The organism is Ardenticatenales bacterium, assembly GCA_020634515.1.
In the GTDB taxonomy this organism is placed as follows: domain Bacteria; phylum Chloroflexota; class Anaerolineae; order Promineifilales; family Promineifilaceae; genus JAGVTM01.
The window spans coordinates 57,791-78,678 of sequence record JACKBL010000011.1; the positions used below are offsets into that span (position 1 = coordinate 57,791).

General features: G+C 58.3%; 18 protein-coding genes. 11 read left to right on the forward strand and 7 right to left on the reverse strand.

Annotated features, from left to right (window positions below):
* Positions 1-326: 326 nt before the first annotated feature.
* The 7 genes from H6650_22005 to H6650_22035 all read right to left on the reverse strand — a co-directional run bounded on the left by H6650_22005 (position 327) and on the right by H6650_22035 (position 6,011).
* A complete protein-coding gene (locus tag H6650_22005; GenBank protein ID MCB8954687.1) occupies positions 327-890 on the reverse strand; it encodes a DUF1963 domain-containing protein in 564 nt (187 codons plus the stop codon).
* Entirely contained in the window at positions 862-1,890 is a 1,029-nt protein-coding gene (locus H6650_22010; protein MCB8954688.1) for a radical SAM protein, read from the reverse strand. Before H6650_22010 ends, H6650_22005 begins: the two co-directional genes overlap by 29 nt.
* A gap of 206 nt (positions 1,891-2,096) precedes the next feature.
* Positions 2,097-3,179: a LysM peptidoglycan-binding domain-containing protein gene (locus tag H6650_22015; protein MCB8954689.1), complete on the reverse strand. Its 1,083-nt coding sequence runs from the start codon at positions 3,177-3,179 to the stop codon at positions 2,097-2,099.
* A gap of 74 nt (positions 3,180-3,253) precedes the next feature.
* Positions 3,254-3,790: an adenylyl-sulfate kinase gene (locus H6650_22020; protein MCB8954690.1), complete on the reverse strand. Its 537-nt coding sequence runs from the start codon at positions 3,788-3,790 to the stop codon at positions 3,254-3,256.
* Between the two features lie 6 nt (positions 3,791-3,796).
* A complete protein-coding gene (locus H6650_22025) occupies positions 3,797-4,888 on the reverse strand; it encodes a phosphotransferase (protein ID MCB8954691.1) in 1,092 nt (363 codons plus the stop codon).
* Positions 4,889-4,900: 12 nt separating this feature from the next.
* Positions 4,901-5,347 carry a universal stress protein gene (locus H6650_22030; protein ID MCB8954692.1) on the reverse strand — a complete coding sequence of 149 codons (447 nt, stop codon included), beginning with the start codon at positions 5,345-5,347 and terminating at the stop codon, positions 4,901-4,903.
* Between the two features lie 223 nt (positions 5,348-5,570).
* Positions 5,571-6,011, reverse strand: a complete 441-nt coding sequence (locus H6650_22035; protein MCB8954693.1) for a CBS domain-containing protein — start codon at positions 6,009-6,011, stop codon at positions 5,571-5,573.
* A gap of 562 nt (positions 6,012-6,573) precedes the next feature.
* On the opposite strand from H6650_22035, the gene H6650_22040 reads away from it, so the two are divergent.
* From H6650_22040 to H6650_22090, 11 genes are all read left to right on the forward strand, one after another.
* Positions 6,574-7,800 (forward strand): hypothetical protein, encoded by a 1,227-nt coding sequence (locus tag H6650_22040; GenBank protein MCB8954694.1) that lies wholly within the window; start codon positions 6,574-6,576, stop codon positions 7,798-7,800.
* Positions 7,801-7,840: 40 nt separating this feature from the next.
* Positions 7,841-8,872 (forward strand): tetratricopeptide repeat protein, encoded by a 1,032-nt coding sequence (locus H6650_22045; GenBank protein ID MCB8954695.1) that lies wholly within the window; start codon positions 7,841-7,843, stop codon positions 8,870-8,872.
* 38 nt (positions 8,873-8,910) lie between these two features.
* A complete protein-coding gene (locus H6650_22050; protein MCB8954696.1) occupies positions 8,911-10,440 on the forward strand; it encodes an oligosaccharide flippase family protein in 1,530 nt (509 codons plus the stop codon).
* A gap of 51 nt (positions 10,441-10,491) precedes the next feature.
* Positions 10,492-12,129 carry an alkaline phosphatase family protein gene (locus tag H6650_22055; GenBank protein ID MCB8954697.1) on the forward strand — a complete coding sequence of 546 codons (1,638 nt, stop codon included), beginning with the start codon at positions 10,492-10,494 and terminating at the stop codon, positions 12,127-12,129.
* Positions 12,126-13,268 (forward strand): glycosyltransferase, encoded by a 1,143-nt coding sequence (locus H6650_22060; GenBank protein MCB8954698.1) that lies wholly within the window; start codon positions 12,126-12,128, stop codon positions 13,266-13,268. The genes H6650_22055 and H6650_22060 overlap by 4 nt, the downstream gene beginning before the upstream one ends.
* Positions 13,269-13,276: 8 nt before the next feature.
* Positions 13,277-14,644, forward strand: a complete 1,368-nt coding sequence (locus H6650_22065) for an O-antigen ligase family protein (GenBank protein MCB8954699.1) — start codon at positions 13,277-13,279, stop codon at positions 14,642-14,644.
* 244 nt (positions 14,645-14,888) lie between these two features.
* The gene (locus tag H6650_22070; GenBank protein ID MCB8954700.1) at positions 14,889-15,695 is read left to right on the forward strand and encodes a WecB/TagA/CpsF family glycosyltransferase; all 807 of its coding nucleotides are present in this window, start codon (positions 14,889-14,891) and stop codon (positions 15,693-15,695) included.
* A gap of 327 nt (positions 15,696-16,022) precedes the next feature.
* Positions 16,023-17,402: a sugar transferase gene (locus H6650_22075; GenBank protein ID MCB8954701.1), complete on the forward strand. Its 1,380-nt coding sequence runs from the start codon at positions 16,023-16,025 to the stop codon at positions 17,400-17,402.
* 50 nt (positions 17,403-17,452) lie between these two features.
* Positions 17,453-18,760 carry an O-antigen ligase family protein gene (locus H6650_22080; protein MCB8954702.1) on the forward strand — a complete coding sequence of 436 codons (1,308 nt, stop codon included), beginning with the start codon at positions 17,453-17,455 and terminating at the stop codon, positions 18,758-18,760.
* 263 nt (positions 18,761-19,023) lie between these two features.
* Positions 19,024-19,869, forward strand: a complete 846-nt coding sequence (locus tag H6650_22085) for a formate/nitrite transporter family protein (protein ID MCB8954703.1) — start codon at positions 19,024-19,026, stop codon at positions 19,867-19,869.
* Positions 19,870-19,911: 42 nt separating this feature from the next.
* Positions 19,912-20,733, forward strand: a complete 822-nt coding sequence (locus tag H6650_22090) for a YwiC-like family protein (protein ID MCB8954704.1) — start codon at positions 19,912-19,914, stop codon at positions 20,731-20,733.
* Positions 20,734-20,888 lie beyond the last annotated feature (155 nt).

Sequence of the window (20,888 nt, forward strand, 5' to 3'; positions counted from 1 at the left end):
ACATTGCTTGCCACAGATCACGTGATAGAATTTCCCTTCGTCTAGCGTAAGGTGTTGTCTCCCGGTCATCTCGCCCGAATTTACGGCCTGTGCGGGCGAGATGGCGCGGAGACGAGGCCGCTTGTTTCCTACAGGTCTATTCCGCGCCATCCCGCCCCTACCATAATTGGAATTGCTGATGCCTTTCAAAACGCCTATTCTGTAATCCCATTCCACAAAAGAAGAATGTGACTATACAGGTCATCTGCCCAGATTGGACCAATTTGCTCTGGTTAAATCTGGTTAATGTCTGCAAAATTGGTCCAATCTTTCGGAGACGTGAATAGTTACTCCTTGCTTTCATCGTAGCTTCTGGACCAGAAAACGGGCAGCAGATCGGGGTCCATCGTGAAGCCGGCCGTCAGGCTGAGCAGGGCAGTTTCGCGTAGCAACTGTTGCGGCGGCTGTAAATCGGGGGGCGGCGGGGTGGGGGCCAGGTCGGAAACTTCCCCGTCATAATACAGCACGTGGTGAGGAATGACGTTTTGGTTCCAGAAGTCGCCGACGAAGAAATAGAGCCAGCCTTGCGGTGGCAAGAGGGGATGGAACCCTTTTTCCAGATGCGCGAGGTTGATCTGGGCTAAAAAATCCAATGCCTGTCCATTCTGTTCCGGCCACGTCAGTGTCGGCGGCAGGTCGGGCAGCCCTTCCAGCCGGCTCAATCCGACTGGCGTGGGCGCGGCCGCGGAGAGGATTTGCAGCGGCTGCCGGCGGTGAAAGGTGGGCCGGAAATGGGTGTAGATCGCCTGTGGGTCCAGGTCCGCCGCTGTTTCCCCTAGCGTAGCGCGGAAGAGGGAATGCCAGCGGTCGTAACGCGCTTCATTATCTATAACGTGCTTCTCCCTTTTCACGACTTGCACGGCGATGGCGTTGTGGACCAGGGGCGGCGGCGAGGCTGTGGGCTTCGTCGGGGTAGTGCGCGGGGGCGGCGGTCCAGAAGGGGATGCCGTAGCGTTTGACGATTTGGGCTTGTCCGCTGGCTTCCAGGTCGGCCAGCACCTGACGCACCTGCCCCGGCGTCCAGCGGGCCAACGCGCGTTCCAGTTCTGCCTGGCTCATGGGGTGGCGGGTGATGATGCTGGTGATGGCGGCAACGGGCGAATCAAAGCCGCTCAAGTCAAAGGTTCCTTCGGCGGGATGGACCACGGCGGCGATGTCGCCGAGGATGGCTCTGGCGCGCATGAGGCCTTCTTCGTCGGCGGGTTGTACCCAGATTTCCGCCGGGGGGCGGGTGGGCAGGTTCAGATGGACCTGATCGGGGCGAATGGGGCGTAAAACGGCGGCGATGTCGCGCAGGGCGGTTTCCGTGTCGTTCAGGTCGCGTATGAGCATGATTTCGACCCACAGTTTGCCGCTGTATTCCTGGCGGAAGGCGGTCAGTCCTTCTATGAGGCGGGCAAAGGTGGCCTGGGGGTGGGGGCGGTTGATGTGGCGGTAGAGGGCGGGCGTGCCGGCATCTACCGAGGGCATCACGGCATCAGCAACCACCAGGTCCTGGCGCACTTCTGGCAAATAGAGCAGGGAGCCATTGGTGATCACGGCCACGGGCAGGTCCGTTAGTCGCCGCACCGCCCGAATAAGCCCGCCGATGCCGCTGTGCAACGTCGGCTCCCCCGAACCGACAAACGTCACCCAATCAATCTCGTCCGGCGGGTGGCTGGCCAACGCCGTCTGCACTTCGGCCAGAATTTCCGCCTCGGGGAAATATGCGCGGCGTTGGTGGGTCACGGGCATGGTGCGCCCCAACTGGCAGTAGACGCAGTTCCAGTTGCACGTCTTCAGCGGGATGGTGTCGATACCCAATGAGCGGCCCAGTCGTCTTGATGGCACTGGGCCAAAAACGTACTTCATTTCATTCCCCGGCGAAAATAGTCACAGATTGCGCAGATGACGCAGATTTTTTTGCTCTTTAGTATCTCAAGGGGAGTGGCGGCTTCAGCCGGAACAGTTCCGACGAAAGTCGCCACTCCGCCCCATATTTAGCTCATGCCCCCACGAATTCCCAGAGAACCATTGTTTTTCCCCGCGTTTTTCCGCGCCAACTTCCAGAACAGTTCTTACCTGACTACTCGCAAGACCCAGGCGTCCATAAACCAGCCGTTGTTGGCGATGGCCCAGCGCCCGCGCATGGCCGCGCCCAGGGTGATGGTCTGGGATTGGGCCAGAGTAAAGCGGTAGGTGAAGGTGTTGCGCTGGCCGAAGGCAGGTTGCAGCCAGCCGCTGCCGCTGCCGCCAACAATGAGGCGTACCTCACCGGAACGCGGGTCAGGCGCCCATACCTTTTGCCCGCCTTCATAGGCGGATACCAGGTCGGGGAAGACATTGATTTGCATCTCATAGGTTGCGGGTGGCAGGGAGACGGTGGTCAGCAGGCGGAAACTGATCGCTCCGTACTGCTTGAATATCTTCACCGTCTGGGAGCCATCCCATATGAAAAGCGTATGTTCTGATGGGGGTAGGAAGGCGGGGGAGAGGACGCGGCTTTCGGGGCGCACAAAGCGGTTCCACGGGTCAGGGTCGAGGGGGTTGTCTCCTTCGTCCCATTCCAGCACCCATTGGTCGGGAACCTGGAATTCAGGCACGCCGTCGCGGTTGTACCAGCCCCCTTCAAAGGAGGGATTGGGTAGCAGGTTGGCTCCGCCAGGGGCAGGCGGCGGCGTGAGGGTGGGGCCTGGCGGGGAGACCTGGGGTGTGTTGGTTGGCGGCGGAGGGGAAGCGGCGGCGCCGGGAATGACCAAAACCTGGCCCACGTAAATGAAATTGACGTTGCTGATGTTGTTAGTTTGCGCCAGGGCTTGCAGCGAGACGCCAAAGCGGAGGGCAACGCGGTAGAGGGTGTCGCCTGGCTGCACGACATAGGTGGTTGCATTGCCGATTGGTGGTGGAGTCGGCGCGGGTGGGTTATCGCCATCATTGGGGATGGTGAGGGTCTGCCCGGCGTAAATCAAGTTGGGGTTGAGGATGTTGTTGGCTTGAACGATGGCGTCAATGCTGACGTGGAAGCGGCGGCTAATGGCGGCCAGGGTGTCGCCTGGCTGCACGACGTAAGAGGTGTTGGCGGCGGCCAGAGTGGCGGTCAGGCCTAAGAGCAGGAGGGCGAACAAGAGAGAAAGGGTGCGTGAATGGGGGAGTGCCGGCATTTTTTACCTTATGCGCGTGTCACAACAAACGGGCAGCACACAACGGATAACAGAAAACGGAAAACACGCAACAGTCAATAGCCATTGACCACGTCCTCTGGCAGTTGAGTCAGAACGGCGGCGGCGGCGGCGGCGGGGGAGAGAGCCTCGGTGTTGATGGTGGCTTCGGGGGTCAGGGGTAGCTCGTAGGCGGCTCCCAGTCCGGGGACGGTGTCCTGGGCGGCGGCCTGGGCGCGGGCGTAGATGCCTTTGGGGTCGCGCGCCTGGCAGGTAGCGAGGGAACAGGCGACGTAGACTTCGGCGAAGCGGGGAATGAGTCGGCGGGCCTGGTCGCGGTAGGCGCGGCGGTTGGCGGTGGCGGCGATGAGGACGTTGAGGCCCTGGCGGGTGAGCCAGGCGGCCAACTGGCCGAGGATGGCGTAGAACCGGTCGCGTTCGTCGGGGGTGTAGGTGGGTTGGGGGGTGAGGATGGGGCGGAGGTCGTCGGAGTCGAGGAGGATGGTGGGGATGCCTTGCGCGGCGAGGTGGGTTTGGAGGGCGTGGGCGAGGGTGGTTTTGCCCGATGCCGGCATTCCCGTCAACCACACCGCAAATCCCGCGTCCGCCGCCATCTCTCCCTACGCATCATGCAGATAGCGATTGATCGTGCGCCACTCAAAATGGGGTGACGCCAGCACATTGCGCGCAAACGCCAGCAACTTCAGCCGTACCTCATCCGTCACGTTGTACCACTGCGGGCTGGCCAGCACCAGCGCCCGCCAGGCATACCACGGTTGAATCACCGCCGGAAAGCCGCGGTCCTCCGTTTGCCGCAAATACGTCTCCCAAAAAGCCAGATAGAGGTCCTGGAATGGGCCATCCAGCCGCCCGTATCGCTGCAAAGAGAAGAATAAATAATTGATCGTCATGCAACTGACATCGTCCGCGGGTTCTCCCCAGGGGCCGCGGCTGCGGTCGATCAGCGTGAAAAACGTGTCGGTGCGGAAGATGACGTTGAATGGGTGGAAATCTCCATGCACCTGGCTGAGCCGGTGCGTCAGCGGTTTTAGCCGCCAGCGCCATTCGATTGCCCTTTGTTCGATGGCGCACAGGTCCGCCGGCGAAATGAGCGGGAAATCCGCGGGGTAACTGTCCGTCAGCCCCATGATGCCCTCGCCATGCCCCACCAGATCGCGGATGCGTCGCCGCCAGAGCAGCGGATCGGTGTGTTTTTGCGTGTGAATGTGCGCCAGGTAGGTCGCCAGGGCACGGGCGCGGGCGCAGTCCTCTTCCTCCATGTAGCCATTATCGCGGATGCGCATCAAATCCCGTGCATAGGGTTGTCCGGTGGCGTACTCCGTCACCAGCAGCAATTCCTCCGTTTGGCCGATGGAGGCCAGCCGACCGGCGACATCCACGGCTACCATATCGTGAGCGCGGATGTGGGCGGGAAGATGGTTGAATGCGTGGAAATCAAGCCAGATGGCGGCGGCGCGGTCGCTGTCCATTTCGCGGCCAAAGCCATTGCGGTTGACCTGGCGCAGCACAATGCGGTTGGGATTGCTCCCGTTGGTCTGGTAGTCAACGTAGATGGGGTGGCCATAGCCAAACGCTTTCAAAGCGGCGCTGCCCGTGTCCTTTTGCCCCAGCACGCCGATCTGCTTAATTTCCACGTGCTGACCGTTGGTGTCTTCCAGATAAGCCTCGATTTGAGCCGCTTCCAGTTCCATGGTGTTGCCCCTCTAGTCGCGCAAACGTCCGCGCACGATCAGGGTGTCGCACTGTGCGCCGCGCACAACCTTCTCGGCGACGCTGCCATAGACCCAACGGGTGAGGCCGGTGCGTCCGTGGCTACAAATGACGATCAGGTCCACGCCGTGTTCCGCGGCGCAGTCAACAATCGTTTCGGCGACCATGCCCATCCGTGTCTCAATGTGAATAGGCATGTCGGGCGTTTGCCATTTCTGGCGCAACTGCTCCAGGTAATCGCGGGATTCCGCTTCCTGGCGGTTGAGGGCGGTGTCGTAGGCGGGTTGGATTTCGATGAAGGGGGCGATGACCTCTAGTGGCACGACAACGCGCATGAATACCAGTTCGGCGTTCGTGGCCTGGGCAATGGTGACGGCAGGAGGGATGGCCTGTTCCGCCAATTGCGAACCGTCGAGTGGAACCATCATTTTCTTAAACATCGGAGGCTCCTCAACATAGTGGGCGGGGGAGGGTTACCAGTTGCCAGTTGGTAGTCGTCAGTCGGTCAACGGGGTGATGTGCGCGACTGGCAAATACCAGGATCAATCTTATGTAGATTGGTCCTGTCTAAAGGATATGCCGGCATTCCCCCCCTGAGAAGTGAGGAACGTCACCGGGGGCAAAGACAATCCTCATTCCCCGCGGCGTACTTCCCGCGGCGGTTTACACTTGTTTGCCGTTGACAATAACGGGTTTGAACTCCGCGAAATGGTTGAGAAAATCCGTGATGGTGACGATACCCACCAACCGCCCATCATCTACGACGGGCAGTGCGCCAAATTTATAGGCGCTGAGCATCTCCGCGGCATGGTAGGCGGGGGTATCCGGGGAGACGGTGAGGGGATTGGGCGTCATACAGCTTTCCACGGTCATCGTTTCCAGGAGGGCGTCATCCTGCCAGCGTTCGTGTAGGACGATGGGGGAGTTCATGGTCAGGCGCACGTCCCGGTCGGTGACGATTCCCATTAGCTTTCCCAGGGCATTGACGACGGGGAATTGCCGGCATTCCTCCTCCTGCATCAAATCAATCACCTCGCGTAGCGTCGTTTGGGGGCTGACGGTCTTGGGATTCACCGTCATCAAATCATTGACTGTCAACATCATTAGCCTCCAGGTCTGTGAGATTTCGTCAATCTGCCGCTGGTTGACCGCAGCCGGCAGCATGACAGTCTAACTGTAGCACGAACCCGCGTCGCGTGGTGGGTGGTGAAAAGCATCATTTCGGGATGACATTTGTCCCTAAGGATTCGCTCGGAATTGACTTTGGACTTTCCAATACATAAGAACCCTTCAAGCGCATCCGTCAATTCCAAATCTGTTAACGGATGCGTCCTAACAGGCAAACGCGCCCGCCACCCATACGGGTCATTAGCAACCTGCATTTGCAAAAGGTATTGCATATAAAGTGGCATAGCAAGGGATATATACCATATATTCTCTTTTGGCAGATCGTTGTCGCATTGGTATAATGACGCGATTATGCGTGGCATAGTCGCCATCTGGCTATTTGTAGGGGAAGCTTCTCTTGTCCTTTTCTCATTATGCGCATGAGTAAAGATGTAAACAATTCAGGTTCCTACAAACCTGCCTTACAGAACCCCTATCCTTGTGAAAACAGAACCTACCTGTGGCCGGCAACCAGTTTGTTGACTTGACGGAGAATGTATTGGAACAAGAGATTGATCTGGAAAAGTACGTGTTACTACTGCTGCGTGGGTGGAAATGGGTGCTAGGCGCGGCCTTGCTGCTGGCAGTTGTGGCGTTCCTTATCAGTACGCTGTTGCCCGCCACCTACGAGGCTACAACCCTGATGAGCACCAGTCGCACCCGGTTTGACCTGGAGTTTGAGTCTCGTTTTAAGACGGTGGAAGACTACCAAAATGCCTTTCGTGCCTTTCCCGAATTGGCAATGAGCGATCAGGTGTTAGAGTCGTTGTCTGAGCAAATTGGTCTCGTGAACAACCAGCCGCTGACGCTGGCGGAATTACGCACCCGACTGGCGGCGGAATTGGGGGCCGATGTCAGTCTGATTCGCTTGCACGTACGCGGCAAGGAGTCGGAGAACGTAGCGGCCTGGGCAAACATGTGGGCGGCGATTTTTGTGGAAAGCGCCAACGAAGTGTATGGATTGCAGCCCGCCGCGGAAACAGAGTTTTTGACTTCACAGCTTGCCCAGGTGTCTGTGGAACTGGAGATGGCGGAGCAAGCTCTTATTGATGCGCAGCAGGAGGACCGCGTCGCTGTTTTGAGGAATCAATTGGATACGGATATTAACTTGCACCGTTCGCTGCTGGGGCAGCAAAATGATGCCCAATTATTGCTGCAAGACATTCAGCGTTTACGCGATCAGATTGCGACGCAGCCTGCGGGATCAGGAGTAGGGTCGTTATCCAACCCGTTAACGACAATGCTGTTGCAGATCAAGGCGTATGGAGCGGCCACGGATATACCCGTTTTCTTGCAAGTTGGTAGTGATGTCACGGCGATTACGCAAATGCCGGCATCCGCGCAAATTGCCACGCTGGACGGTCTTAGTCAGGCGCTGCAAACGCAGATGAGTGAAGCAGACGCCCAATTAACTACCCTGGAAACGCAAATACTTGCTGAACAGGTAACCTACCAGACCGCCGTAACAGAGCAAGCCCGTTTGCAGCGCACCTATGACCTGACCAAAGAAACCTACATGACTGTCGCGCGCAAAATGGAAGAAGTGAAAATATCCACGCAGGACCAGACACAATACGTGCGTCTGGCCAGTGAAGCATCCCCTCCCACCGAGCCAATCAGCCCCAAGCGTATGCTAAACACATTCATCGGAGCCGTCTTAGGAGGTCTGGCGGGTGTGCTATTCCTGTTTTTGCGGGAATGGCGGCGTGCCCTGATGCGGCGCTAAAAGCTTCGCTTTTCTTTCCGTGCAACCTTGAGGCCGGTTGATGCACAAGATAAGTAGCGGACGCTTCCTTTCTCCTTTGTGGGCGTGGGTGATATTAGCTTTGCTTTTCCTGGCTACTCGTCCCCCCGTCACCGGTTCCCTTTGGCGAAACATGGGGGCGGTCGCCTCCAACCAGGCGCTGTCCGCTGGGGACGCCGTTTCCTTGTCACTGCGTCTGGCGAAGCCGACTCGTTTGCTGCAGCAGGCAATGCGCCTGAACCCCCAATCGGCCCGTACCGCCAGGGTTTTGGGGTACGCTTATCTGTGGGGCGCGCGTGAGGCGGATGCGCTGCGGACGTGGCAGGCTGTATCGGAGAAGGTTTCAGAAGAATTGATCCGCTGGGGGGACATTGCCCACAGTCGCGCCGCCTATACGGATGCGCTCCACTGGTATGGACTGGCGACAAATCTGGAACCCTCATCTGCCTATGCTTGGTACAAAACAGGTCTGACACAGGAAAAACAGTCTCACTGGGCGTTGGCGTTGACGGCTTTTACCACGGCGCTATCCCTGGAACAGACAAACGGCGCCTTTATAAGCAGCCTATATTTCCATATCGGCTGGCTTAAACACCGGCAGCTTGGTTATGCTTTAGATGAGGCCATCCAATCTTACACGGATGCTTTGCGTCTGAATGCGTTTGCGGACACGGATGAGCAGGTGCAGGCGCACTTTAACCTGGCGGAGGCATCGTGGAAAATGGGAAACGTGCAGAGCGCGGTTGAGCAGTATGAGTGGGTGGTAACACAAGCGCCCGTTTCATTTTGGGGGCAATATACCGCTTCCTTGCAGCTAGGGCGCATTTTTGTCTTGCAGGGTGAGTTGCACGCGGCGGAGGCGCAGTTCTTGCGGGCGATTGGGATTGATGAGCAGCCAAAGTGGGCATTTCGTCAATTAGCAAGTTTGTATGAAGATGCCGGCAGATTAAAGGAAGCCGCCGCGATGTATCAACAAGTCTTGCTCCGCGACAGCGGCGACACGGAGGCGGCTGCCCATCTCTCTCAAATAGAAGCAGCGCTTTCGCGGCCATGATCCAATCCCCCCCTCCCCCACTTCCAGAGTCAGGCCCCGTGCTTGACCGTGACGTCACGAAAAATTCCAGCGCCGTTCATCGCGTAGTGGGAGATGCAGCACTGGCGTTTGTTGTTGGCATTCTTGGGCGCGGCGCCCTCTATCTTTCCCAATTCCTGCTGGCCCGCTGGCTGGGACCGTTGCAATTCGGCCTCTTTTCCGTTTCCCTGACCATTATGCAATTGGGCAGCGTGGCCACGGGCGTCGGATTGTACACGGCAGCCGTGCGCTTCGTCGCCATCTATGCCGACCAGTCGAATGGGAGAGCTGTGCGCGAATTGCTGCAACGAAGCAGCCTGATCGTGCTTTTCGTGGGCGGCATACTCTCATTGAGCATGGTCATCTGGTCGCGGCAATGGGCGCTGCTGCTGCGCGAGGCGCAGTTGGCCCAGATCATGCCCATCATGGCCCTGGCCCTGCCTGTATTGACGTTGCTGCGCCTGTTTGTTTCCGGCATCAATGGCCTTGGGCTGGCTCGTTCCCGCACACTGCTGGAAAGCGCACTGCCCTCTTTGCTATTTGTGTCCGGTATTCTCTTACTTCATTTTCGCCAGGCGTTACTCCTGCCCTCCGTGGGCTATTGGTATGTGCTTAGTTTTGCGGTAGCTGCCGGCATCAGCGGCTACGTCCTCATTCGCCAGACCCCGGCCCCGGGCGCGGGTGGCCGTGGCGTTGTCTGGCGTCAAGTGTTTGCTTTTTCCGTTCCCGCCTGGGGGATCGCGCTGCTGAATCAGTTGGCGCAGCGCCTTGATGTGGTTTTGGCGGGTATTTTTCTGGGCGGAGCGGACATTGGCATCTATTCCGCCGCAGCCGTGGTCACCTGGGCCATGGGTTTCATTATGACTGCCTTTAATATGGCCGTTGCCCCTTCTTTTGCCGCCGGGCATCATGGTCACAACAGCCATCTGCTGCGTAACCTGTACCGCGAAGGAACGCGCCTGCTGGTTTTGCTGGGCGCACCGTTGGCTATTCTGCTGATCATAGGCGCCGGCGACCTGATGCGCTTGCTTGGCGACGCGTTTAGCATGGGGCGGAACGTCCTGATTATCCTGGTCATTGGCCAGGTGTGTAATTTGATGGTTGGTTCTGCCGGCAATCTCCTCATCATGACAGGTTTCCAACGAATAGAACTGGCCCTGGTGCTGGCTTCCGTCCTTTTTAATGTTGTGGCCGCCCGCTTTGCTGTGCCGCGTTTCGGGTTGGTTGGATTGGCCCTGGCAGCGTCCGCGGCGACCACCTTACTCAACCTTTCGCGGCTGCTCATGGTGTATTGGCGTTTGCGCCTGCACCCCTACGCGCGCAGCTATGGGAAAATTGTCGTGGCCGTGGCCGTTGCCGGCATTTGCGGATGGAGCGCACACAAACTGCTTCACCTCACAGCCCTGGCGCAGTTGTCCCTCCTGGCTATCATTATCGCCGTGGTTTATCTGCTTGTCCTGCTGGCATTGGGATTGGAAGCAGAGGAAAAGGCCATGCTGAGAAAAGGCGCGCGTATTATTTCGCTCCGCCTGCCCAGAAAAACAAGCTGACCCCACCCGGATCGGCTTTCTTCTGTCGCGCGGAACGAAAAGGAGAAAACAATGACTGAATTATCACGAAAGCGTTTGCTTTTGTTGGGACTGGATGGCGTTACCTGGCGTTTGCTCGATCCCTTGATTGCCGATGGTTATATGCCTAACCTGGCGCACCTGAAGGAGACAGGGGCCTGGGGGGACCTGGAATCCACCCTGCCCCCCGTGACAGCGGCTGCCTGGCCGACCTTCCAGACGGGCGTTGTGCCTGGCAAGCATGGCGCGTTGGACTTTAATCAGTACACGGGAGACAACTACAAGACGCACCCCGTCAGCGCATCGGTGGTCAAGATTCCCACAATGTGGCAGTTATTCAGCGATGCCGGCAAAAAAGTCGTCTGCGTCAATGTTCCCGTCACCTATCCCCCGCGCCCCATCAACGGATTCATGGTTACCGGGATATTGACGCCGGGCTTGTCCGGCGAGTTTACCTACCCGCCCGAACTATCTGACGAACTGCGGCAACGGTTCCCAGGTTACATTATTCTCACGCCGCAAACCTTGTTTAATACCTCCCGCCTGGAAGACTTCGTTGACAAATGCATCCATACCGAAGAAGAAAGAATCGAACTCTTTATGTATTTGCTGCAAGAAAAATGCCCCGATTGGGACGTAGCCATGTTCCATGTACAGCAGTTGGACATTTTGCAGCACGCCGTTTATTGGTGGCTGGACAAAAGTGGTCCCCGCTTTGACCCGGAAAAATACGCTATTGCCGCCCGCGCTTACCAGGCCGTCGATAAGATCATCGGTCGCATTATGGCCCTGATGACCCCGGATACGATGTTGGCCGTATTATCCGATCATGGTCATGGCCCCATTTATCGCACCGTCAACGTTAACAGCCTGCTAGCCCAGGAAGGACTGCTCTCGTTCAATCGCCAGCGCGGCGGCAACCTGGTGCGTAAAGGTATCAATCTGGCCCTGCGCCTGGATCGCTGGAACCTCAATCGCCGCCTGGGGCGGCAGCGTCGCCGCAAGCTCGTGGACAGCCTGAACCAACAGGTGGCCGTCAATTGGGGGCAGACGAAAGCATTTATGGTCAATGGTTGGGTGTGGCCCCTCATCTACATCAACGTCGCTGGACGCGAATCGCAGGGTATCGTGCAACCTGGGGCGGAATATGACGAGGTGAAGGCGCAGATAATGCGCATATTGACGGACCTGCGCGATCCGGAAACAGGCGCGTCGGTTTTCGAACAGGTCTTGTCCGGTGATGAGGCGTTCCCTGGCGGAAATGGGCGTATCCCGGACGTGACGGGCGTTCCCACCGCGGGCTTCGAGTTTAGCTCCTCCTTTTACCAGGAAGTGGGCGACATCTTCCGCTCCAACCTGCTCAAGCGTGACCACACTGGTTCGCACTCCATGGATGGTATCGTGACCCTGGTCGGGCCGACGATTGCCCCTGGCGAACTGTCAGACGCCAGATTGGTGGATATGTTTGCTACATCATTGGCCTGGATGGACATGCCTATCCCCGATAACACGGATGGAAAAGTGCTGCAAACCGCGTTTACGACCCCCATACAGGAACGGTTTTACGCGGGGGAGGCCAGCGCCGCGGCCCTGACCGGCGACGACGCCTTCACGGCGGACGAGGTTCAGGAGATCGAAGATCGGTTGCGCGCGTTGGGCTATATGTCATGAGGTCGCAGCTTGCTGATCCCGTCGTAGTGCTATCCTCGATTGAATGGAATTTCACCTGGCAGCGACACCAGGCGCTGGCATCCGTGCTGGCGCGCCTCAGTCCACAGGTCGTTTTCGTGGAAAGCTTGCCCAAACGCATTCCCCGCTTAGATGAACTAAACAGGATCAGTCGCCGCCTGTTCCGCTCTCGTGGGCATCAGGCTGAGGTGGTGCCGGTCGCCACGCAGTGGCGTCCATCTAACTTGCATGTGCTTTCTCCTGTTGCTTTGCCCGCTGTATATTCATTCTTGAATGCCCTCAATCGCCGTTTGTTTCTGCCACGGCTGGCGGAACAAATAGAACGCTTCCTATCCGCGCCGCCCCTTGTAATCAATTATTCACCGACGCAAGCGGCGGTTGATTTGTGTCGAATTCTGCAGCCCCGCGCCCTTATCTACGACTATGTTGATTGCTGGAGTGCTGATCCGCGTACGCCGCGCCCCATCTTGCAGGCGCACCGCCGCATGTTGGGGATGGCTGACGTCGTGACTACGCCTGCGCGTTTTCTTGCCGAAGAAGCGCGACAGTGGACCGGTAAGCCGGTTCAGGTCGTTGGACATGGCGTGGATTTCGATCTGTTTAATCAGTTGAGTCATGAGCAAGTGAGAAAGCCGGCGCGAAAGCTCGGGTATTTTGGTGGCATTGGCCCCTACCTGGACTATGACTTTCTGTTGGCGTTGGCGGAGCAGTTTCAAATCTTGCTGGTGGGGCCGTTGCGATTAACGCTGCCACCGCATGAGAACATTACCTGGCGGCCCATGGTCCCCCATCGCCAGGTTGTGCGCGAGATCGCGGATTGCGATGCTTTTGTGCTGCCCTATAAAACGGATGCGTATGCTCAGGGAGTCAATCCAATCAAGTTGTTGGAATGTTTTGCCACGGGGCGTCCCGTGGTGGGGACGCCGATTCCTGCTATTCAACAGTATGCGGAAGTGATGATGGTGGCGGAGACGGGCCAGGAAGCGGTGAGGATGCTGCGTTCGATGGACGTTTATGAGAGTGAAGACAAGCGTTGCCGTCGCTTGCAGATTGCGCGCGAAAACAGTTGGGAGATGGCAGCGGAGCATGTTTTGGCGATGGTCCCAGTTTTGTCAGGGTGAGGCGGTAAATGCCGGCATCAAAAGACCCCGCATCAAGCAGCAAACCCTCTCCGTCAGCCTGGAAGATTCCCTGGTTTAATACACGGCTGACCACCGATATTCGCTGGTACTTTTCTGCCCAGCCGCTATTCTGGCTCTTGGGCATCGAGTTTTTTGCGCCGGTTGCCCTGATGGGCTGGTTTTTGTTCAAGCGGCTGCTCATGAATGCGCGGCTACGAATCCCTGTGGCGACCTGGTCCGCAATAATGCTGTTCCTCTGGCAATTGGCCCATATTTCGACCGTGCAAAGCGGCGAAATGGATTTGTTTGTCAAAGCACAGGGAACCCTGTTGGCCTTAATCTGCCTGTTTGTTGTGATTTACAATGCCGCCGACACATCCCAAAAGTGGACCGATATACTCGTTTCAATTGAGCGATTAGGGAACATTGCCCTGTTCTTCGGCGCGCTGTTCATCCTGGGGCTTTGGTCAGGCAAATTCCGCTCCTTGTTAGGCATTGTTCTGCCGCGGGCACTGGTTTCAGGTTCTTTTTTCTTTAGTTCTCTGGCGGAACGACAATTGGGTGTGTCAGAACCCGCTACCGGTTTTCGACGAGTCCAGTCAACTTTTTGGCATCCAAATGGGTATGCGGCCGTCCTCTTGCTTTTGTTTGGTATTCAATGGTATCTACTGCGACGAGATGGATGGCGCAAACAACCCTGGCGCGTGTTGGCCTTGATCCTAACCTTGGCGCAACTTTTCTTCACCTATTCGCGCACAAGCTACGTTGCCTTGATCATGATGGCCTTTGTTCTTTGGTGGCTGGAAAAGGGCAACTATCGTAATCGCCTGTTAAGACTGCTGTTTGTTGCCGGCATGTTAACCGGATTCGTCCTGTACGTGTTCATTGCGCTTCTGGCCGAAGGAACCATCACCTTCAGCTTGCTGAATCAGTTTGTTTATGGAATCCGCCCCTACAGCATTAGCACGCGCTTGCTCATTTACCAGGAGACCTGGCGGTTGTTGCTACAGAAGCCCTTGTGGGGGTGGTCAACATTGGTGCGGATTGAAGGACTCCCTTCCTATTTTTCCGCCGGCAGTCATAGCGATTTTCTCAGCATCCTATTCCAGTATGGCATTCCTGCCTTATTGTTCTATCTCGTGTTCCTGGTCAGTATCTGGCGTGTCCAGGTCAAGGGGTATCGTCTGGCGCAAGACCCAGAAGCAAAACGATTCTTTGCCGTTGCTATGGCCATCATGTTGGCAATCGTCTTGCGCCAATTGACCTCCGGTCTATTCTGGGATGTGTATGTTGCGAGCGTCATATGGGGCATATGGGCCTTGTCTCTGGCGCGTTATACGCTACTGCAACGCCAGACCCAGACAGTTTCTTCATGAAGCCGTCCTTCAATAGGGTTGCATCCGAAAACAAATCGCGGCATCTTTAGTGGCGCTTGAAGTGACCTTGAATGAACCAATCTTGGGAAGAATCAAATTCTGGACGGTCACTAAGGGACGGAAATTAAATAGGACAACGACGTTGTTTCCTTGCCGTTCCTTCAAACTGACGATGCAATTCCGTACTTTATTTCATCGTCAATCCTAAGGGCGCATCGCGAACCCTAAGACGCGGAAAAGTTTTATGACGCAAGAGCATGAGACGACATTGTGCTGGCCTCGACATAATATCTTCAACGTGCCCGTTGATGCCCTGACCGTTGACCAACTTCACGCGTGGATTTTGCGCAGCGTACGCCGCAACGAGCGTGCGCTGGTCCTGAACGTAAACGTACATGCACTGAATCTGGCTTATGAACAGGGCTGGTTCGCTGACTACCTCAATCAGGCGGAAATTGTCTTCTGTGATGGCGCGGGTGTGATGCTGGCGGCGCGCTTGCTGGGGTTCCACATCCCGGAGCGCATCACTTATGCCGATTGGATGTGGCAGTTCGCCGCTTTTGCCGCCGAGCACCAACTCTCTTTCTACTTTCTTGGCGGGCAGCCCGGCGTGGCGGCGGCAGCAGGGGATAAGTTGCGCGCGCGTTTTCCTGATTTGCGAATTGCCGGCATTCAACATGGCTACTTCGACAAAACCCCCGGCAGTAGCGAAAACGAGGCGGTCGTGCAAGAAATCAGCCGCCTGCAACCCAACATCTTGCTGATGGGTCTGGGTATGCCGTTGCAAGAGAGATGGCTGCAAGAGAATTGGCCGCGGCTTAATGCTAATATCGCCCTGACCGGTGGCGCGGTGTTCGATTATTTGTCTGGACAGCTACAACGCGCCCCGGCCTGGATGACCAATAATGGCTTGGAATGGTTAGGGCGACTGTTGATTGAACCCAAACGGTTGTGGCGGCGGTATGTCCTGGGCAATCCCCTTTTTTTCTGGCGCGTGCTTCAATATAAAACGCGGTATCAGACTGCGCCACCCACATCCAACAAAAGTTAGCCAGGGCGCTTCACGCTCCGCGCGGGGAAATTTACGGGGTTTCCCTGGCGTCGCCAGGCGCGCAGCGCCGAGGCAACGCCCTCGACTCGGGCGGAAACAACTTGTGTTCCCCGTGTTTCTGCGAGAGACAATGGGCTTATGGGTTATCAACAAAAGCTCCGCGCACCCCGTTAGCTATGCGTTGTTGACAAAACAATGTGACCTACAGACAATAGAGAAATAATTCACGATGTAAATAGCCTGAAAAGCTACCTGCTAACGCTGTTCCGGGCGAATACAGGTTAAGGAGGGGTTGTGATTCGTCGATTTAGTGTTAATCATGCTGTTATGTCAATGTTGCTGGACGCTGCATTGACAGTGTGCGCGTTGGCGGTGGCCGTGGCGGTTCGCCCCGGCTTGTCGGAACTGCCGTTTGTGCGCCCCTACACGCCATATGGGGGTGTGACGTCAGTTTTGTACGCCGTTGTGCCGGCACTTTGGGGCATTGTCTTTCTCCTCGCCTCCGTCTACGATCCCAAAAAAATATACAAACTCATCGACGAACTACAAGCCGTAACGTTAGCCATCGCTTTTGCCTCCCTCGTATTTGCCGGCCTCCTCTTCCTTTCCTCCCTGCGCGGCATGTCCCGCTGGCTCTTTGTCTTCTTCGTCCTCTTCGATTTCCTCTTCTTAGTCGGGTGGCGGCTCATTGCCCGCGCCATTTTCCGCCTAGGCCGTTTTTCCGGAGCGCGGCAGCTCGTCCTCGTCGTCGGGGCCGGCAAAGAAGCGCGCCAGGTCGCCCAAATGGTTGAGGAATATAGCTGGACCGGCCTTGAGTTCGTCGGATTTCTTGACGATCATGAACCTGCGCAAGCAACGACAAAGCCCGTCTTAGGCCGGATAGATCAGGTACGCGAAATCGTGCAATCGCACAAAATTGACAACATCGTGCTGGCCCTGCCCAAAGAGCAATACAACCGCATTAACAAACTGGTGGTCACGCTGCACGACTTGCCGGTTCGCGTGCGTGTTGTCCCGGATTACTACAGCCTGGCCCTCTATCGCGCAAAGGCGGAGGAGTTTGGCGGCCTGCCCATGATCAGCTTGCGCGATCCCGCGCTTAATGATTACCAGCGGCTGATCAAGCGGCTGGTTGACTTAGGACTTGGCACGTTGTCGCTCGTGCTGGCCGCGCCCGTGTTTATCATCGTGGCCGGGGCGATCAAGCTCACCTCAGAGGGACCCGTTTTCTTCAAACAGCAGCGCGTGGGCGAAAACGGCCGGCTGTTCACCATGTACAAGTTCCGCTCCATGATCGTTGGCGCGGATAAGATGCAGCAGCAGGTCAACCGGGTCGACGCCCACGGCCAAATTATCCACAAGCAGGCCAATGACCCGCGCATCACGCGCGTGGGTCGCTTCATTCGCCGCACCAGTCTCGACGAACTGCCGCAGTTGCTCAACGTCATCAAAGGGGACATGAGCCTGGTGGGGCCGCGCCCGGAACTTCCCTGGCTGGCGGCGCAGTATGAACCGTGGCAGCGCAAGCGTTTCTCCGTGCCCCAGGGGATTACGGGCTGGTGGCAGGTCAATGGCCGTTCCGACAAGCCCATGCACCTGCATACCGAAGACGACCTCTACTACGTGCAAAACTACTCGTTGTGGATGGATATTTATATCCTGCTGAAGACGCTCTGGGTGGTGCTGCGTGGCAAGGGGGCGTATTGAAGGTCAACTCTCAATCTGGCCCCCCCCTGGCGTAGAAGGCGGAAGGAAGGATGAAGGGTAGCGGCGGGTGGCGATGGGGTGATCCGTGGCTGTGGGTGGAGGGGAGCGTGCTGTTGCTGGCGGCTCCCTTCTTGTTGTTTCCCACGCAATTCTACCTGGGGACCTGTGTGACTTTGCTGCTGTTGGCGGGCGTCTGGTTATGGCGCTGCCGGCATTTTCCGTCCACCCCCTTCAACCTTCCCCTGCTGCTGTGGAGCCTCGCCCTCATTGCCGGCATCCTCGTCACCGCCGACCCCGACCTGACCCTGCCCAAAGCCACCGGCCTCATCCTCGGCCTCGGCGTCTGGCGCTTTGCCGCCCGCTACATCACCGACGAGCGGCGGCTGCGCTGGGTGGGGCTGGCCTACTTGCTGCTGGGGCTAGGATTCGCTGCCCTGGGCGCGTTCAGCGCCAACTGGTACACCAAAGTCCCCTTTTTACGCGGCGTGGTCGCCCTCCTGCCGGCAAATCTCCTCCAACTTCCCGGCAGCCCGGATACCGGCGTGCAGCTCAACCAACTTGCCGGCACGCTCATCCTGCTCCTTCCCCTCTTGCTCTCCCTCTCCTTCGCCTGGCCCATAAAAAACAGGCGCGACTGGCTGTGGCGCGGCGGCTTCCTCCTCCTGACATTGGGGCTGGGGGTATTGCTGCTGCTCTCTCAATCTCGTAGTGGCTGGCTGGGCATGATTGCCGGCATCTTCACCTCGTTGGCCCTGTGGCGGGGGATGGCGGAGACGCCCGCCGTGCGCCGCCGCCTGACCGCGCTGCTGGCGGCGCTGTTGCTGGGGGGCCTGCTGCTGGCGCTATCCATCGGGCCGGCGCGTTGGCAGCAAATCATTGAGGAACCCCCGCGCGAGACGGCAATCGGCACGTTGGGGACAATTCGCTTCCGCCTGGAGGTGTGGCAGTGGGCCGTTGCCGGCATTCAAGACTTCCCCTTCACCGGCACCGGACTGGGCAGCTTCCGCCAGGTCGTCCACCGCTTCTACCCCATCAACACCCCCCTCTCCTACGACATCGCCCACGCGCACAACATCTTCTTGCAAGTCGCCCTGGACCTGGGGCTGCCCGGCCTCGTCGCCTATCTGGCGCTACTCTTGCTCGCCGGCGTCATTGGCTGGCAGGCCGCCCGCCGCGCGCCACCGCTGCGCCCCTGGGCCATTGGCCTCCTTGCCGGCCTCGTCGCCCTGCACGTCTACGGCCTGGCCGACGCCCTCGCCCCCGGTTCCAAGCCCGCCCTCCTTTTCTGGCTGGCATTGGGACTGCTTGCCGGCATGTCCCGCCTAAAACCCGGTTTCTCCGAGAAACCCGGTTCTTAACCCACGTTTGCTGCCGGTCGTCTCCTCACTCCCTGACATCTGTCACTACTACCCGACCCCGGCTTGCGCTATCTTCCAGCCATGGTCCGGCGCGTGCCGCCCCCCGTGGCGGCCTCCTTTCGCGGACCCATCATCCATGTGCCCGCCATCGCCGGGTTCGTGAACCATGTCAATGTTCCGTGGGCAGATCCCGTTTGACGCGCGCTTCGCCAACAAGCGGCAACCATCAACGCCGCCCCCTGCCTACCAGGAGATACACGTCTATGAATGCCAACAACGAAGTACGTATTGACGCGCTGCTACCGCCAGAAATGGCGGAACGGGCCGAAGCCATAGGCTCCAAAAAAGCGGCGCTTTCCTTCCTCCCCATGTTTATGCTCGCCGTCCTGGCGGGCGCGTTCATTGCTTTGGGCGCCATCTTTGCCACAACGGTCAGTGCCGGCACTTCCGCCGCCTGGCCCTACGGCGTCACCAAACTGCTCTCCGGGCTGGTCTTCTGCCTCGGCCTCATCCTCGTCGTCATCGGCGGGGCCGAACTATTCACCGGCAACAACCTGATCATCATGGCCTGGGCCAGCGGCAAAGTCAGCACCGCCGCCCTGCTGCGCAACTGGGGCATCGTCTACCTCGGCAACTTCGTCGGCTCCGTGGGAACCGCCGTCCTCATGCTGGGCAGCAAGCAGTACACCTTTGGCGGCGGCTCCGTGGGCGCAACCGCCTTGAGCATCGCCGCCGGCAAAGTCAGCCTCGGCTTCTGGCAGGCCATCGCCCTCGGCATCCTCTGCAACACGCTCGTATGCCTGGCCGTCTGGCTCACCTTCAGCGCCCGCAGCGCCATTGACAAAATCGCCGCGATCATTTTCCCCATCACGGCCTTCGTCGCCGCCGGATTTGAACACAGCATTGCCAACATGTACTTCATTTCCTACGGCTTGCTGGTGAAGATGTTCGATGCCTCCTTTGCCGCGAGCACGGGGGTGGACCTCTCCGGGTTGACCTGGGGCGGCTTTCTCTGGCGCAATTTGCTCCCCGTAACCATCGGCAATATTATCGGTGGCGGCGTCCTGGTGGCCGCCGTCTATTGGCTCGTTTTCTTGAAAAGGCGCTGAGTGATTGGCCCATCATGCCACACCCGGCATTATCAGGAATAGATGACGACAAAACCAATCTTCGTTAAACGGTTGATCATTCCCAGCGAACATGGCGCCTGGGTCTGGCTGTTCGTGCCTTACGTGGTGGGGCTGCTGGTCGCGCCGCGATTGGCCGGGCCGACGACGCACGCAGGGCTGGCGGCGATGCTGGTTGGCCTGGGTGGCCTGAGCGCGTTCTTGCTGCGCCAACCGGCCACGGCCTGGATGCGCATGCGCCAGGGGCGGGGGAATCTGGCGCTGGCTCCACTGGCGGCGGGGTGGACGGCGGGGCTGGCGTTCCTGGCGCTGCTCTGTTTTCTGGGGCTGCTGCTGTTGGGGCGGACCGCTTTGTTTAGCCTGATGGGGGTAGGGGGCGGGATTTTCCTGCTTTATTTGTATGCGGCGCGGCGGGGGCGTGCCGGCATGAGAGCCTTGTGGATGGAGGCCGCGGGAGCTGCCGGGCTTTCCATGATGGCCCCTGCCGCCGTGATCGCCGTGAGCGGCCAGATGTTGCCTGCCGCCTGGACCCTGTGGGGTGTCCTGGCGACACAGAACGTGTTGGCCGTCCTTTATGTGCGTCTGCGTCTGGCGGATACCAAAGGTCGTCCCGTGGCCCGGCGCATGGTGATGGTGACGCACGCGGCGGGCGTGCTGCTCGTCAGCGGCGCCGGCATTCTCGGCTGGACGCCTTTGTTGATTGTCGTGCCCTTCCTCGCCTTCATGCTGCGCGCCTGGTGGGCCGCCGCCCACCCCCGCCCCGTGCCCAATGTGCGGCGCTTTGGCTTCCTGGAACTGGCCGTCGCTGCCCTCGCCGGTTGCTGGTTCATCTTTAGCTATTTTTGATCAACCGAGAAGGGGGGTGTGAATCGTTGCGATTCTTCACCCTATGTAGATTTCGCCAGACTTGAGTCAAGAACCTGAATTCTCATGCCTCTCCAGGACCCGGCCACACCGCCCCTAAAGGTTAAAGTCCAAACCGATCTACCTGCGTCATTCCG

Coding starts and splice junctions, on each gene's coding strand:
- H6650_22055 (MCB8954697.1), top strand. CDS start 10,492: ATGACTGAATTATCACGAAAGCGTTTGCTTTTGTTGGGACTGGATGGC.
- H6650_22030 (MCB8954692.1), bottom strand. CDS start 5,347: ATGTTTAAGAAAATGATGGTTCCACTCGACGGTTCGCAATTGGCGGAA.
- H6650_22070 (MCB8954700.1), top strand. CDS start 14,889: ATGACGCAAGAGCATGAGACGACATTGTGCTGGCCTCGACATAATATC.
- H6650_22060 (MCB8954698.1), top strand. CDS start 12,126: ATGAGGTCGCAGCTTGCTGATCCCGTCGTAGTGCTATCCTCGATTGAA.
- H6650_22085 (MCB8954703.1), top strand. CDS start 19,024: ATGAATGCCAACAACGAAGTACGTATTGACGCGCTGCTACCGCCAGAA.
- H6650_22080 (MCB8954702.1), top strand. CDS start 17,453: ATGAAGGGTAGCGGCGGGTGGCGATGGGGTGATCCGTGGCTGTGGGTG.
- H6650_22025 (MCB8954691.1), bottom strand. CDS start 4,888: ATGGAACTGGAAGCGGCTCAAATCGAGGCTTATCTGGAAGACACCAAC.
- H6650_22045 (MCB8954695.1), top strand. CDS start 7,841: ATGCACAAGATAAGTAGCGGACGCTTCCTTTCTCCTTTGTGGGCGTGG.
- H6650_22035 (MCB8954693.1), bottom strand. CDS start 6,011: ATGATGTTGACAGTCAATGATTTGATGACGGTGAATCCCAAGACCGTC.
- H6650_22020 (MCB8954690.1), bottom strand. CDS start 3,790: ATGGCGGCGGACGCGGGATTTGCGGTGTGGTTGACGGGAATGCCGGCA.
- H6650_22010 (MCB8954688.1), bottom strand. CDS start 1,890: ATGAAGTACGTTTTTGGCCCAGTGCCATCAAGACGACTGGGCCGCTCA.
- H6650_22075 (MCB8954701.1), top strand. CDS start 16,023: ATGTCAATGTTGCTGGACGCTGCATTGACAGTGTGCGCGTTGGCGGTG.
- H6650_22065 (MCB8954699.1), top strand. CDS start 13,277: ATGCCGGCATCAAAAGACCCCGCATCAAGCAGCAAACCCTCTCCGTCA.
- H6650_22015 (MCB8954689.1), bottom strand. CDS start 3,179: ATGCCGGCACTCCCCCATTCACGCACCCTTTCTCTCTTGTTCGCCCTC.
- H6650_22090 (MCB8954704.1), top strand. CDS start 19,912: ATGACGACAAAACCAATCTTCGTTAAACGGTTGATCATTCCCAGCGAA.